Genomic DNA, 13,065 nt, shown 5'->3' on the forward strand with positions numbered 1-13,065 from the left:
CTGAGTGGTTGAAAGCACCGGTCTTGAAAACCGGCAAGGGTTAATAGCCCTTCTAGGGTTCAAATCCCTATCTCTCCGCCACATATAGAAAAGCCGCTGCTCAGTCAGCGGCTTTTTTGCGTTTATACCCCCAAAAACTTCTAAATTCTGACCCCGCCAACATTTTAGACCCCTTTGCCTAAACACACTGCCCAGCGTCTGATAACCTAGCCCGCAAAAATTGCCCTGTAAGGCCTTTTGGATGCCGCTAACCAAAGGGCGGTAGCGCGGGTGTTAAAGTAAATCCTTAATGCGTAACCTCAAGCACTCATTGATGCGTAGGCCACTGCCGTACATAAGCCCACAAATCAGCTTATCTCTTGCGCTAAGGTAGGTAAAAATTTTGGCAACTTCTTCTTTACTGAGCACAATTGGAATTCGCGGCGATTTTTTGGACGGACTAAACGCAATCTTACCTAGCGGTTGGTTTAAAAACTGGTTGTAAAGAAAGGCTAATGCATTGAGGGCAACCTTTTGTGTGTTTGGTGAAACTTGCTGCGCATTCGCCAAATAAGACAGAAACGTTTTTACATCCTCGTCACTGAGCTCTGTAGGGTGTTGCTTGTGATGGAAAAGGATAAATCGACGAACCCAGTACAAGTAACTTTTCTCGGTTCTAATCGCATAGCCTCGTCGCCTAATCTCGTGCTGAAGGCTTGCCATAAACGGACTTTTGGTCATGATCTTTTCCCTCCCTCTAAGACTGTTTATTCATACAGCTTATTGGTAAGGAAAGCCAAATGGTGTGCACGCTTTTTCGAGGCACATTCACATTATCGCCGAAAGAGAAAATATTAATACAATATAATCATAGGGTTACAATTTATCCTTTGGGGATAGTGTGAACGCCTTGGCCGGGATAGGCGGCATGCACACTTTCGCAGGCAAAGTGATTGCCTCAATCGCTAAAAATGTGTTTAATTATAAGTAGTTAGTTAAAAAATGACGCGTATAACGGGTTTGACAAATCGAGCACGCGCACTAATACAATGTTAAGCGTACAAAATTAGACGACTTGGAGGTAACGGTAGGTATTGAAGCGAGAGCAGTGATCTCGTTCGGATTGGAAGTGAATATTGAAATGAAAGCGAAAGCCATAATGGAGGTAGTCATGGAAAATCTGATCGTATTTACTACATGCGTTTGGTGCGGGGTGGCGTTTCTGCAGGCCTGGTGGGACACTTTCAATCCGAGCGAGAGATCAGTAATTGTGAATTGCCTTCCCGATCCAGGAGAAACGAGAGGAGGTTCGATTCCTTCTCCCCGCACCATAATTTACGTAGCGCGCTTTGTAGCAGTAGCGCTTAACAAGGCCAGTCACGGCGACGGATTTTTCTTTGCGGCTGCGCCTACATTACAAAGCCGCGTGTGCTGGCGGCGTTAATTTTCTCAAGGAGACATAGGTGGCACATCAGTATCCACAAAGGATAAACAATCACCAGTTGGAAGAGGTCTCCGAAAGACATTTCCGGAATCATTTGCCACGAAATTGGACTTGTGACAAACCAGCTCAAGATTACGGTGTGGATTTACGAGTTGATCTTTATGATGATCAGGCGGCAACTGGACTTGAACTATTGATACAACTCAAGTCTTCTGCCGAAAGCACCGATCGACAGAATGAAACTATTAGATTGGCGACACCTACATATAATCATCTGTGGGACAAGCTACAAGTTGTTATGCTTGTTAAATATGTCGAGCGCGATGATGAGGCTTATTGGCTTTTGCTTAGTGAAGTGCCTGAGCCTGCTCAGGAGCATGATTCGTTTACTATCCACATTCCAAAGACGAATGTTCTGAGAAACATTGACTGGAACAATATTTACGACCACGTCCGGAACGTGACAGATGAGAAGCTGGCTGCTCGCAGGAGAGGGCGACTTCAAGACGAGAGAAATTAACAAGGCCAGGCACAGCGACGTCTTTTTCGTTGCGGCTTCGCCTTCACTACAAAACCGCGCGTGCTGGCGGCGTTACATGCCAAGGAGATATCGTGGCTTTTACTAAAAAATTAGAATTTGGAAATTACACACTAAAATTTGGTGAAGATAAGGTTCTACTAGATCTTTTTAATGAAGTTGTGATGCCTTCATTTCATGAAATGAAATACGTTAGAAGCCTGAAGGATAAAGGAGAGTATTTCTTCTTAGATACAAAGCTAATTAAGCTTGATGATAATCCAGAAGCTCCTGTGCTTGGCATTTCTGGAAAGATTGTTAAAAATACTAGGCTCAAGCGTGATCAGATATTTCGTGAGGATGGAGGGTTAATTGAGGATAAAAGCGAACTTGAGACAGCCCCAAGCTCGACTTTCTTGCTAATTCTTAATACGCATAGGTTGATTCTTTGTAAAGAAGTTCCAGGTGCTCCAACTATTTCAAACTTTCAAAGTACTAGCCAATACTGCTTAAAACAACAACACAAAAAATTCATAGAAGATGAGTTTGAAAAAGCAAAAAAAATAAAGGGAGAGAACCCAGAAGTTGAACGAGTAACGAAAAAATCTTTAGTAAACAGATACCCTTACCCAATCCTTCGTATCACGCCATTGTCAGATAAAGTGTCTTTAAAAGATTTTGTTACTCGCTTAAAGCATATAGATAAGGTTTCTATTAAGTTGCTGCCAACTAATAGAGAAGAAATTGATAATGATGATTTTTGGTCTGACTTTGGCCGACGCCGAGAAGAAATGAATAGTAAGGCTGCAAAAGTTGAATTCTCTAATCCCAAAGAGGGTTTGGAAGGAGATAAGGTTTATGAACAAGCTAACGCAGCATCTGGATTAGGTAACTCTGAAGTAAAGCTTAAAGGCTATGACGAGCAGGGCGATACAATCAACGGCAGTAATGATGACTTTAGTTTAACAGTAGAGCTTGAAGATTTGCCGCGCGATGCTGAGCGAGCTGCGACAGTCAAGTATGGACAATTCAAGCATCTAGTTGCCGAAAACGTCATTAAATTACCTGTTTTAGCCGACGAAGTTATTGCTAAAGTGGTTAGCATATTCCGTGGGTTATAAAATGAGCTATTCATTTGAAGACAAAGATTTAACTAGTGAGAAGTCACTGTGGGATGTATATAAACTTTCGCGCAGAATACTCCCAAGTAAATTTCAGGTTATCTTTTTACTTTTGATAATGCTGGCTCTTGGACTCAATGCATTTGTGTTAGTTGATGATGAGGCTATTATTTTAGGTGATGCTAGGAAATGGTCAGAATTCGGTTTTAACTTTAGTATAACAACGTTAGGTTTTCTAATTGCGGGGTTTACAATATTTGCGACATTATCCAAGCCAAAAATGATGCTGGCTATGATGGAGCACATCAACAAAGAGACTGGCCTTCCAACTTTGAAGTATAACTTCTTTACTTTTATGAAGGTCTTTATTGCTTACATTGCAATATCTATATTCTACTTACTAGTAATGATTCTTGGTCAAGCAGATGGCTTCATAGCAAATGTGGTGAGCTTGTTCCCAAATGAAAATTTCATAAAGAGCATTCTTATAAAAACTGCTTATACATTAATCGGGAGTAGCTTCGTTTATTTATTGCTTCTTCTTAAGTCATTTGTGTTCAATATTTACGCAATAGTTATGAACTTTTTAAGGTGGGAATATCATGAAGGTTAAGCATGTAACAAGTCAATTAACTACGCGCCTTCGGCGCCGGACGCAGCAAAGCTGCGCCGGTTATTGAAGCGTTATGTGTATTTCATCCACAGGCCATAGAAGGAGTTCTGATGACTGATCATTTCGGTTCTTGTCTGTGTGGTACCGTGAGCTTTGAGTTAACAGGTGATTTCGATAGCTTTTACCTGTGCCATTGTCAGCATTGCCAAAAAGATACGGGGTCGGCTCATGCGGCAAATCTATTCTCACAGTCAGCTAAATTGGCCTGGCGGTCGGGTGCAGATGCTGTGACGTCCTTTACGCTTCCAGGCACTCGTCATAACAAAAGCTTTTGTAAGTTGTGTGGCTCAGCATTGCCAAGTACTCAGATCCCAGGATTGCTCGTCGTTCCGGCAGGATGCTTGGATACTGAAATCTCTATGGCGCCAACCGCGCATATCTTTTCATCCAGCAAAGCTGTTTGGGACGAGGGGTTAGGGGACGTGCCAAAGTTTGAGGGGCTGCCAGAGTGAGCTACCATCACATAACCAGTGGCTGTTGGCGGACGAACCTACGCTGCGCTCCGGCACGCCGCAAAGCCAAGCGTTAAGTTTCTAGAAAAGTGTTCGGGAAGAAAGGAGATGTAATGAAAAAGATGTTTTTAACTTCATCTTTCGTGGATGTGGCAGATTTATTCGTGGAGTTCGCCGAGGAAAAATGTGCAGGAAAAGCTGTTACATTCATACCTACGGCGAGCCTTGTCGAAGATGTTAAATTTTATGTGGATGCTGGCAAAAAAGCCCTTGAAGAGCGCGGAATAATTGTTGACGAACTTGAAATCTCAACGGCAACCAAAGAAAAAATAGATAGTACGCTCAAAAATAATGACTATATCTATGTTACTGGTGGTAATACCTTCTTTCTCCTTCAAGAGCTGCAAAGAACAGGCGCGGACACAGTTATATCTGAACAAATAAATTTAGGGAAAATGTATATTGGTGAGTCTGCTGGTTCCATTGTGCTTTCACGTAATATTGAGTATGTAAAAGAAATGGATGATTTCACTGCCGCGTCGAACATTGGCACGTTTTTATCATTAGGAATGATTGATTTTTATCCGGTTCCTCACCATACAAACTTCCCATTTAAAGAGTCAGTCGAGAAAATCATCTCTATTTTTGAAGAGGAAATAGATCTTTGCCCCATTAGCAACACACAAGCGATTGCCATACATGGCGATAAATTTGAAGTCTGGGATGCCAAAACTTAACAAGTTACTGCATTGGAAAAATAACTCGCTGACGCTCGTCATTTTCCAGTGAGTAAAGCGTTAAGTTTTTCAGGAGAGAGTTATCGTGTTATATATGTTTTTTCTACTTGTTTTTGTTGAACTATATTTCTTTGCTATGCAACGTTCGTGCCTTGAAATAAGTAGAAATGCTGAAATAGATCCGAAGCAAGGGCGGTTAATGTTGCCTTATTGGTATGCGCTAATCTGGCCAATTAAAATTGGTAAATATTATGTTGCGTATTTGATTTATCAAAACTTAGGTATTTGGTTTGCGCTTGGCTGTCTTGCAATTCCTTTGGTTATTTCTACACTTATGCCTATTCCACATCGCTATTTTATAAAATATTCAATAAAAAAATTAAAACTAATGACGGCATTGTTAACCCATTAGAGTACATTGCGTTATCTACAGCATTAAATGATGCAGAAAAGGCTATGCACTCTGGTGGTAAAAACAACACTTAACAAGTCGTTGCACTCGGACTCGATACAGTTGTCGCGGTCTTTGCTAAAAGAAAATGCACGCAAAACAGCGCCAACTTACTCGCCGGTGAACGAGGCGTTACATTCCTCATTAAGATATGGAGTTTAAATTGAAGTTAAAGGAAAAACTTAAGAAAACAGGCAGGCGTTCAAGACTATCTTACTTAGTGGCCTTGCTTGCAGTCATATATTTCTTAATGGCAGTAGTCAAAGGCGTTTATTTGTGGACTGACGGCAGCGAGTTTCATCTGGCTCAAAAAATTCATGCTGGAATGAAATGGCTGATCGAAATCACTTGGGTTTTTGGTATTTCTGAGATTTGGAAATCGATAACAGCAGTGCCTTTCGAAGGTAGAGATATTCTAGGCTTCTACAAAGTGATTGTTCCGCCTGCAATCGTTGTTTTCATATGTGCTTTATTTATTTCTGATCATCGGTCCTTGAGATCCAAGTATTATGAACTTAAGGCAGAAATTGAGAAAGAAATCGCACTGCGTGATATGCGTAAGGAAGCAGGAATCGATACTGTAGCGGAATCAGCAACAGTAGACGTTGTTATTAGCAATGCTACGAATACAGACCCAGCGTGGCACGACACATGGTGGGGCCGGGTTTCAATAGGTGTTGCCATTGCCCTGATTGTTGCTGCATTTGGTATCAAATAGTACCGGAATGTAACAAGCACATGTTGTCGGACTGGTTTTCCGCTGCGCTCCAAACCAGCCGCAAATGCAGGCGTTACATGTTATCGAAATAGTTCGGAATGGGTGCCAATTCGAGCCAGTTTGAGAGAGGTGTCATCGACTTTGTAAATCAAAACTAAATCCGGTTTTACGTGGCAATCTCGATAATTCTGCCAGTTTCCAGACAAAGAATGATCAACGTATTTTTCCGGTAGTGTTTCCCCGAGCTGTAATTGTTTAATGACATGACCGACTTCAACTACATCGGGAATCTAAAGTTTTGCTATTTTCTTGAAGTCCTTTTTAAATTGTCTTGAGTACTCGAGTTTAAGCATTGTCGGTCTTACCGATATTGAATTCTTCGAATAGCTCTTCAATATTGCTGGCAGTATTTGCCTTGCCGGACTCGAGCTCGGAGATGGCTGAGGCTGTTGCTGCATTGGGTTGCTTGACTTTAAGCTCAAAGGGTATGCCGCCGTAATTAACGACCGCTTTGGCAAAAAGCTTTATTGCTTGAGAGGGGCTAAGTCCCATACTCTCGCAAACGTGAGTAAACGCTAACTTGGTGTCGTGGTCAATTCGGGTGCTCAGCATTTCGTTTTTCATAACATCACCAAATGTGTGAATCTGTAATACAATGTGATACAAAGTATAGCAAAAGCATGTAACAATGCCAAGCAGGGCGACCCATTTTTCGTTGTGCCTGCGGCTTCACTACAAATGGGCACCTGTTGGCGGCGTTAGCTCCTATTTAGGTGTCACCATTTAATAAGGATGTATATAACTTGACTCAATATTTAAAACTAGGCGATGACCAATCTCCAGTACAGTTGGATTTGAATGGTGATAATAGTACTTTTAAAGTTGTTGGCGACTGTGCTTGGGCTAAAACACAAGATGAAATTACTCCTGACTTTCTGCGTGCAAGAATAGAACCTTGGCTAACAGCACTCTTCCAATCTGAACACCTCAATTTACTCGTCGGGGCAGGCCTTAGTTCAGCAGTTCAACAGCTTGCTACAGGGGCTCTTCCACAAGGCATGGGGTGGATCACCGATCTAAAAGTGTGTAAAGGTGAAATTGATAGTTATGTAACTATGTCTGCAAAAGCTTCAGGAAGGGAAGGCGGAAATATTGAAGATCAGATTCGTTCAATAAATGAATTGATTAAAGGATTAGAAATTTTGACGGCACAGAATTTACCTGTGCCACCAGCGCCTCCGGGTACACTGCCATATCGAAATTTTAAAAATGAATTGGTTGAGCTAAAAAGTGAATTATCAAGGTGTTTGAAATTATTCTCGGACTCAGTGAGCAATGGAGAAAAATCAATCCGTGACGCAGAGCCGAATCGAAAAAATGAAACGTTTAACTATTTAGTTAATTTTTTGATGAGCTTCGCAAGTCGAACTGCGACACGCGATAGATTGCATATATTTACAACTAATTATGATCGTATTTTAGAAACAGGGGCTGAATTAGCTGGCCTTAGATTAGTCGATCGATTTGTTGGCAGTATTGCGCCGCTCTTCCGGTCATCCCGATTAGAGGTAGATTATCATTATAATCCTCCCGGTATTCGTGGTGAGCCTAGGTATCTGGAAGGAGTTGCGCGTTTTACAAAATTACATGGCTCATTAGACTGGTATGCAAATGAAGGTGCTATCAGGCGTTTTGGCCTTCCTTTCGGTGCAGCTACTGTCGAGCCATTTTTAGAAGTTGAAGGGGCTGGAGCAGCCAATTATCAAAAATTAATGATTTATCCAAATTCAGTTAAAGACCGCGAGACATCAGAATATCCTTATGTCGAATTATTTAGAGATTTAGCATCAGCGACATGCCGCCCGAATAGCACACTTGTAACCTACGGCTATAGTTTTGGTGACGAGCATATAAATCGAGTTCTCATGGATATGCTAACTATACCATCAACGCATATCGTGATTATTGCTTATGGCGATCCACTTGGAAGAATTATGAGCTTTATAAAGGAAAGTGGGCGTCAGGCTCAAATGTCTTTATTACTAGGTGATCATTTCGGAGACCTAAAAACACTAGTCGATTATTACCTTCCTAAAGCTGCAATAGATCGCACGTCAATTCGTATGGCTGAGCTTTTGAAATCAAGAGGCTTATATCCAGCTGCAATTCAAAGTGCAATTGGTGGTGAAGAATGAGTTCCCTACCCATTGAGCAAGGAGAACAATTAAGAGTTGGCACTGTCGATTTTGTGTCACCAAATGAAATTAGAGCAGTGCTCGATATTGATTCACCTGATGCTGTAGCCTTAAATGTTGGAACGCCAAGAAATTTTCCAAGGGTAAACAGTTATGTTTTAGTCTCATGTGATAATGGTTACTTGGTTGGACAAATTGAGTGGCTAGCCGTTGAGAGCTCGCCTTATCCTAAACAAAGGGATGTCCAAGACTTTGGTTTAGTGAATCTGCCTTTCCCACAGAAAAAAATCAGTTTAAATCCGGTAGGAACTCTCAAGCGAGTATCACAAAAAGGTTTTGACTCGTTCAAGTTTCAACGAGGTTCTGAATCATTTCCATCAATTGGTTCTGCTATCTTACTACCAACAGATTTACAGCTTAGATCGATTGTTGAATCTGGTAATAATCGTAGAGTTATTATAGGAAAAAGCCCACTTGCGAATAACGCTAACGTTGCTGTCGATCCTGACCGCTTATTTGGTCGCCATATTGCGGTGCTAGGAAACACAGGTAGTGGCAAGTCTTGTTCAGTTGCTGGCCTAATTCAATGGTCGCTGGAAGCAGCGATAAAATCAGAACAAAAACCCAATGCTAGATTTATTGTTTTAGATCCTAATGGTGAATACAGTCGTGCATTAGGTTCAGATACAAAATTTAAAGGCCGTGTCTTTAAAGTTGAAGCTGGAGAAGCTGAGAATCAACTCCAAGTACCTTCTTGGTTTTGGAATAGCGCTGAATGGGCGTCTTTCACACAAGCAAGCCCAAAAGCACAGCTGCCATTGCTAAAGCGCTCTTTGAGAGCAATGCGAAATGAAGAATTTGAACTTGAAACAGATTTAAATATTGAAATAAAACGCTTTCTCGGTAATGTCTTAGTTACTTTAAAACATGATAAGAGTTCAGGTAGGCCATTTGGTGGATATGGGCCTGCAAAAGGTTTTAATGAGGCTATGGGCAAATGGTTAGAAAGTTTTGAAGCCTATAGAGATAAATTAGGTGACCATAAGTTAACAGCAGTCATTACTGCAATGTGCCAGTACAGAGAAGATAGAAGTGCACAATACGCTACTTTACAGGCTACTGTGCCAGAAATTGACAGCATTATAGATAAAGTGGCTTCCGCATTTCAGAAATTCGGTGGTAATGAGCATGATTTGTTGCCTAAGAGTGAAGATATTCCATTACCATTTGAAGGAAATAACCTAGTTGCCTATTTAGAAGCATTAGCGCAAGAAAATGGTAGTGAACAATATGTCGAATATTTGGTGGCACGCATACGAACAATGCTAACTGATACACGAATGAAGCCCATCACTAATGATGCGGAGCAGAGGGTCGATTTAGCACAGTGGTTAGAAAGCTACATAGGTAAGGATGGATCAGATGAGAGTGACAGCTGTGTTTCAATTATTGATCTTTCTTTAGTACCAAATGAAATCACCCATCTTGTGACCGCTGTTATCTCAAGGATTATCTTTGAGTCATTGCAACGCTATAGGCGGATAAATAACGAATCCTTACCAACCGTGCTTGTAGCTGAAGAAGCTCATACATTTATTAAACGCTATCGTGATGACTCCGAAAACCAGGATGTTGCTACTGTTTGTTGCCAAGTATTTGAAAAAATCGCACGTGAAGGAAGAAAGTTTGGCCTTGGCATGGTGATTTCTTCACAACGACCTTCGGAGTTATCACCTACAGTTCTATCTCAATGCAATACATTTCTATTGCATCGGATTAGTAACGATAGAGATCAAGAGCAAGTACATAAAATGGTACCAGACAATTTGCGCGGACTACTCCGAGAGTTGCCTTCATTACCATCTCAGCATGCAATTCTCATGGGATGGGCATCAGAACTTCCTGTTTTGGTTAAAATGAAAAACCTAACAAAAGAGCAACAGCCACATTCAGACGATCCTGATTTTTGGGACGTGTGGACAAGAAAAGATGAAGACGGGAATTCAGTTGAACGAAATGCTGATTGGAATAAAGTTGTTAAGGAGTGGCAGCAGAGCTAACAAGCCACTGCACTCGGGAATTTTACTCGCTCCGCTCCTCAAATTCCGGTGAGTGGGGCGTTAAATTCTATGAGTATCACGTTTAGACATTCAGCCGGATTTGGAAAGCGCATCGAGTACTGGGTGGCCGGGTTGATGCTTAAAGAAGGCATTGACGTCTACATGCCGCTAATCGATGACAATGGCATTGATGCGGTTATTCGTCGGCCTGATGGTACCTTTATAGAGGTCCAAATCAAGGCGAGATCCAAGGATATCAAAATGGGAGACGCGGCTTTGTTTGCCGCGCTCACACACGAAATCCGGGATAATTATTGGTTCGTTTTCTACTCTGAGCGCATGGAGACTTTCTGGATAATGACTTCAGAAGAGTTTGTTCAGGAGTCGGTGCAGAATCGCACAGGTAAAAACCAAGGGAAACGCTCGATATGGTTTAATGGGAAGCGCAAGAATAAAGAAACAGGGGAATACACGGAGCACTGCCATGAGCGCTTCAAGAAGTATATCGAGACGGATTTTTCCCGGCTGGTCACAATTTAACAATACGCGTCACACGGATGTCCTTTTCTCCGCTCCAAAAAGGCCACCGGTGCGCTCTGCGTTATGCATAAGGAGTATTTACCATGGACTTGAGAGAGCTTCTGGGAGAGCTTGAGCAGCTAGGGGAAGAGAACGACGCGACGGTAAAGCAGAAGGAGCTCAAGTACCTCAACATTACGAGGGATACCGGAGAGTTTTTGGCAGTGCTCATTAAAGCCAGTGCAGTGCGACAGGCCCTAGAGGTCGGGACATCCAATGGCTACTCAACCTTGTGGTTAGCATCTGCGCTACCAGCGGATGGACATGTAACTACTCTGGAAGTCTCCCCACATAAAATTGAGCAGGCATCTCAAAATTTCAAGCGGGCAAAACTCGACCACAAGATAACAGTCGTGCAAGGCGACGCCTCTGACTATTTGAGCAAAGACGGCGTGCAGTTTGATTTGATTTTCCTTGACGCCGATCGTTCAAAGTACATTGAGTTCGCTCGTCATGTCATCGCGCGGGTTCGCCCAGGGGGGTTGCTTATCTGTGACAACGCTGTATCTCATGCCTCAGAAATGGAGGAGTTTATCCGCTTCCTAAAAAACACAGGCGAGTTTACTACTGTAACTGTGCCGATTGGTAAAGGCGAATTTGTGGCTTGCAAGAATGCATAACAAGGCGCTGCACGCGACACTAACGCTAGCCCGTTTTTGTGTTTCTCTGCGCTCAATTTTACACAAAAAACGGTCTTTGCTCTCGTTCGCGTGAGCTTGGCGTTAGCTGCATAAGGAAATCTGATGGAGCGAATAGAATCCAAAAGTCTCGAAGAAGCTATTATCAAGCTCCGAAGTACTGAATCTCAAATCATGGATCTTGGGAAAGCTGTTTTCTCAGCAGATAATGGCAACATGTTTCATGTAGATCTCCTTGCAATCGCTGCGATGAAGAGAACTAGCGGTAATACGGAAGGCTTCATTACATTAATTGAAGCGAAAAATATGGCAGCGGCTAGATCATTACTTAGAATTCAAATTGATACGTTTTTGCGATTTTCTGCGACTTGGCTTGCAGAGAAGCCTCACGATTTTGCTAAGGATGTAATAGGTGGTAAACAAATTAGAAATTTGAAGGACAGAAACGGGAAAAAGATGAATGATGGATATTTAGTCGAAGTTCTGAGTCCTGAATACCCTTGGCTAAAAGACGTATATAAAAACTTATGTGGGTATATCCATTTTTCTGGCTCTCATTTATCTAATGCTGTACAGAGTCTTAATGACAATGATAGAACGGTGACATTTCATATTGGAAAAGAAGATATTCAGTATCCAGAATGTTCTTGGACAGAGGCGGTGGACTGCTTTACTAATGCTATCAATATATTGTTTTATTACATCGATGGCTGGATTCAAACTAAGAGTGGTGTAGATACAGCTAACAATCAAATTCATCCGACGCCAAAAAACGGCGCGGCTGATTAGGGCGTTATGCTCATTGAGAATGACTGATTTCTAGCATTTAGATTAAGGAATATTGTAATTGCGATTAGGATTGATAAAAGCTGACAGCCTTATACGCATCTTGAACTGGGTTGGAACCCCAGCGGTAGGCTTGTACTTTTTTAGTATGGTCATCTATCCTTGGTTTAGTGGTGGAGGGGGATGGAGCAATGTTCAAAAAGTCTGGATGGATTGGCAGGCGCTAAATGTTGGAATTCTTGCTTTCATATCGAGTTTGGTCGCATTCAATATTTCGAATCACCATGCAAATCAGCAGCGGGAAAGGGAGTTTTTAGCCGCAAGATCATTCCTCCCTGAGGCTTTAAGCGAACTCACTTCCTACTTTAAGCAGAGCGCCAACCTGCTTACAGAAGCATGGACTAGAGCGAAAGATGATTCAGACAGATGTAAGACCCCTTTAGAGGCTCCTGTACCGAAACTACCGGAAAACTATAAAGAGATATTTAGCCGCTGTATTGCGCTTGCTGAGCCGGAAGTTGCAGGCTACCTATCATATGTTTTGATGAGGCTTCAGGTACATCACGCAAGAGTTGTTGACCTGAATGAGAGCTTCCAACCAGAAAGCAACATGCTAATATACCCGTGATCATTGAAGATGCTTGATTTTACGTAGAAACAGGATCATGATTCCTACCTATGAAAGTGACTTTAACCAAACAGCAGAAGCTTGAAC

Annotated in this window: 15 protein-coding genes and 1 pseudogene; 13 read left to right on the plus strand and 3 right to left on the minus strand. The window is 42.0% G+C overall.

The window, feature by feature from the left end; translation table 11 throughout:
- Positions 1 to 273 precede the first annotated feature (273 nt).
- A complete protein-coding gene (locus tag BZJ21_RS14190) occupies positions 274 to 720 on the minus strand; it encodes a phage integrase N-terminal SAM-like domain-containing protein (RefSeq protein WP_077460226.1) in 447 nt (148 codons plus the stop codon).
- 722 nt (positions 721 to 1,442) lie between these two features.
- Between BZJ21_RS14190 and BZJ21_RS14200 the strand changes: the two genes are divergently transcribed.
- The 7 genes from BZJ21_RS14200 to BZJ21_RS14230 all read left to right on the plus strand — a co-directional run bounded on the left by BZJ21_RS14200 (position 1,443) and on the right by BZJ21_RS14230 (position 6,092).
- Positions 1,443 to 1,943 (plus strand): DUF4365 domain-containing protein, encoded by a 501-nt coding sequence (locus BZJ21_RS14200; protein WP_077670120.1) that lies wholly within the window; start codon positions 1,443 to 1,445, stop codon positions 1,941 to 1,943.
- Between the two features lie 92 nt (positions 1,944 to 2,035).
- The gene (locus BZJ21_RS14205; protein ID WP_201788229.1) at positions 2,036 to 3,061 is read left to right on the plus strand and encodes a hypothetical protein; all 1,026 of its coding nucleotides are present in this window, start codon (positions 2,036 to 2,038) and stop codon (positions 3,059 to 3,061) included.
- A gap of 1 nt (position 3,062) precedes the next feature.
- A complete protein-coding gene (locus BZJ21_RS14210; RefSeq protein ID WP_077670121.1) occupies positions 3,063 to 3,674 on the plus strand; it encodes a hypothetical protein in 612 nt (203 codons plus the stop codon).
- 110 nt (positions 3,675 to 3,784) lie between these two features.
- Positions 3,785 to 4,186: a GFA family protein gene (locus BZJ21_RS14215; RefSeq protein WP_077670122.1), complete on the plus strand. Its 402-nt coding sequence runs from the start codon at positions 3,785 to 3,787 to the stop codon at positions 4,184 to 4,186.
- 113 nt (positions 4,187 to 4,299) lie between these two features.
- Positions 4,300 to 4,923, plus strand: coding sequence for a Type 1 glutamine amidotransferase-like domain-containing protein (locus BZJ21_RS14220; RefSeq protein WP_077670123.1), 624 nt, complete (start codon positions 4,300 to 4,302; stop codon positions 4,921 to 4,923).
- Positions 4,924 to 5,008: 85 nt separating this feature from the next.
- Positions 5,009 to 5,335, plus strand: a complete 327-nt coding sequence (locus BZJ21_RS14225; RefSeq protein ID WP_131826353.1) for a hypothetical protein — start codon at positions 5,009 to 5,011, stop codon at positions 5,333 to 5,335.
- 202 nt (positions 5,336 to 5,537) lie between these two features.
- On the plus strand, positions 5,538 to 6,092 hold the full coding sequence (locus BZJ21_RS14230; protein ID WP_131826354.1) for a hypothetical protein: 555 nt from the start codon (positions 5,538 to 5,540) through the stop codon (positions 6,090 to 6,092).
- An 80-nt stretch (positions 6,093 to 6,172) separates the two neighbouring features.
- Here the strand turns inward: BZJ21_RS14230 and BZJ21_RS14235 are convergent.
- Both BZJ21_RS14235 and BZJ21_RS14240 read right to left on the minus strand, forming a co-directional pair.
- Positions 6,173 to 6,445, minus strand: a pseudogene (locus BZJ21_RS14235) (type II toxin-antitoxin system RelE/ParE family toxin).
- Positions 6,438 to 6,716, minus strand: coding sequence for a type II toxin-antitoxin system RelB/DinJ family antitoxin (locus tag BZJ21_RS14240; RefSeq protein ID WP_077670126.1), 279 nt, complete (start codon positions 6,714 to 6,716; stop codon positions 6,438 to 6,440). The pseudogene BZJ21_RS14235 and the gene BZJ21_RS14240 overlap by 8 nt, the downstream one beginning before the upstream one ends.
- A 179-nt stretch (positions 6,717 to 6,895) precedes the next feature.
- Here BZJ21_RS14240 and BZJ21_RS14245 point away from each other — a divergent pair, with 179 nt between their 5' ends.
- From BZJ21_RS14245 to BZJ21_RS14270, 6 genes are all read left to right on the plus strand, one after another.
- On the plus strand, positions 6,896 to 8,287 hold the full coding sequence (locus BZJ21_RS14245) for an SIR2 family protein (protein ID WP_077670127.1): 1,392 nt from the start codon (positions 6,896 to 6,898) through the stop codon (positions 8,285 to 8,287).
- Positions 8,284 to 10,347 (plus strand): ATP-binding protein, encoded by a 2,064-nt coding sequence (locus tag BZJ21_RS14250; protein ID WP_077670128.1) that lies wholly within the window; start codon positions 8,284 to 8,286, stop codon positions 10,345 to 10,347. The genes BZJ21_RS14245 and BZJ21_RS14250 overlap by 4 nt, the downstream gene beginning before the upstream one ends.
- Before the next feature lie 69 nt (positions 10,348 to 10,416).
- Entirely contained in the window at positions 10,417 to 10,887 is a 471-nt protein-coding gene (locus BZJ21_RS14255; RefSeq protein WP_077670129.1) for a PDDEXK family nuclease, read from the plus strand.
- 83 nt (positions 10,888 to 10,970) lie between these two features.
- Positions 10,971 to 11,546, plus strand: a complete 576-nt coding sequence (locus BZJ21_RS14260; protein WP_077670130.1) for an O-methyltransferase — start codon at positions 10,971 to 10,973, stop codon at positions 11,544 to 11,546.
- A 123-nt stretch (positions 11,547 to 11,669) separates the two neighbouring features.
- Positions 11,670 to 12,353 (plus strand): hypothetical protein, encoded by a 684-nt coding sequence (locus tag BZJ21_RS14265; RefSeq protein WP_077670131.1) that lies wholly within the window; start codon positions 11,670 to 11,672, stop codon positions 12,351 to 12,353.
- 58 nt (positions 12,354 to 12,411) lie between these two features.
- Positions 12,412 to 12,978, plus strand: a complete 567-nt coding sequence (locus BZJ21_RS14270; protein ID WP_077670132.1) for a hypothetical protein — start codon at positions 12,412 to 12,414, stop codon at positions 12,976 to 12,978.
- The last annotated feature ends 87 nt before the right edge of the window (positions 12,979 to 13,065 follow it).

The organism is Salinivibrio costicola subsp. alcaliphilus (genome assembly GCF_001996185.1).
Lineage (GTDB): Bacteria > Pseudomonadota > Gammaproteobacteria > Enterobacterales > Vibrionaceae > Salinivibrio > Salinivibrio costicola.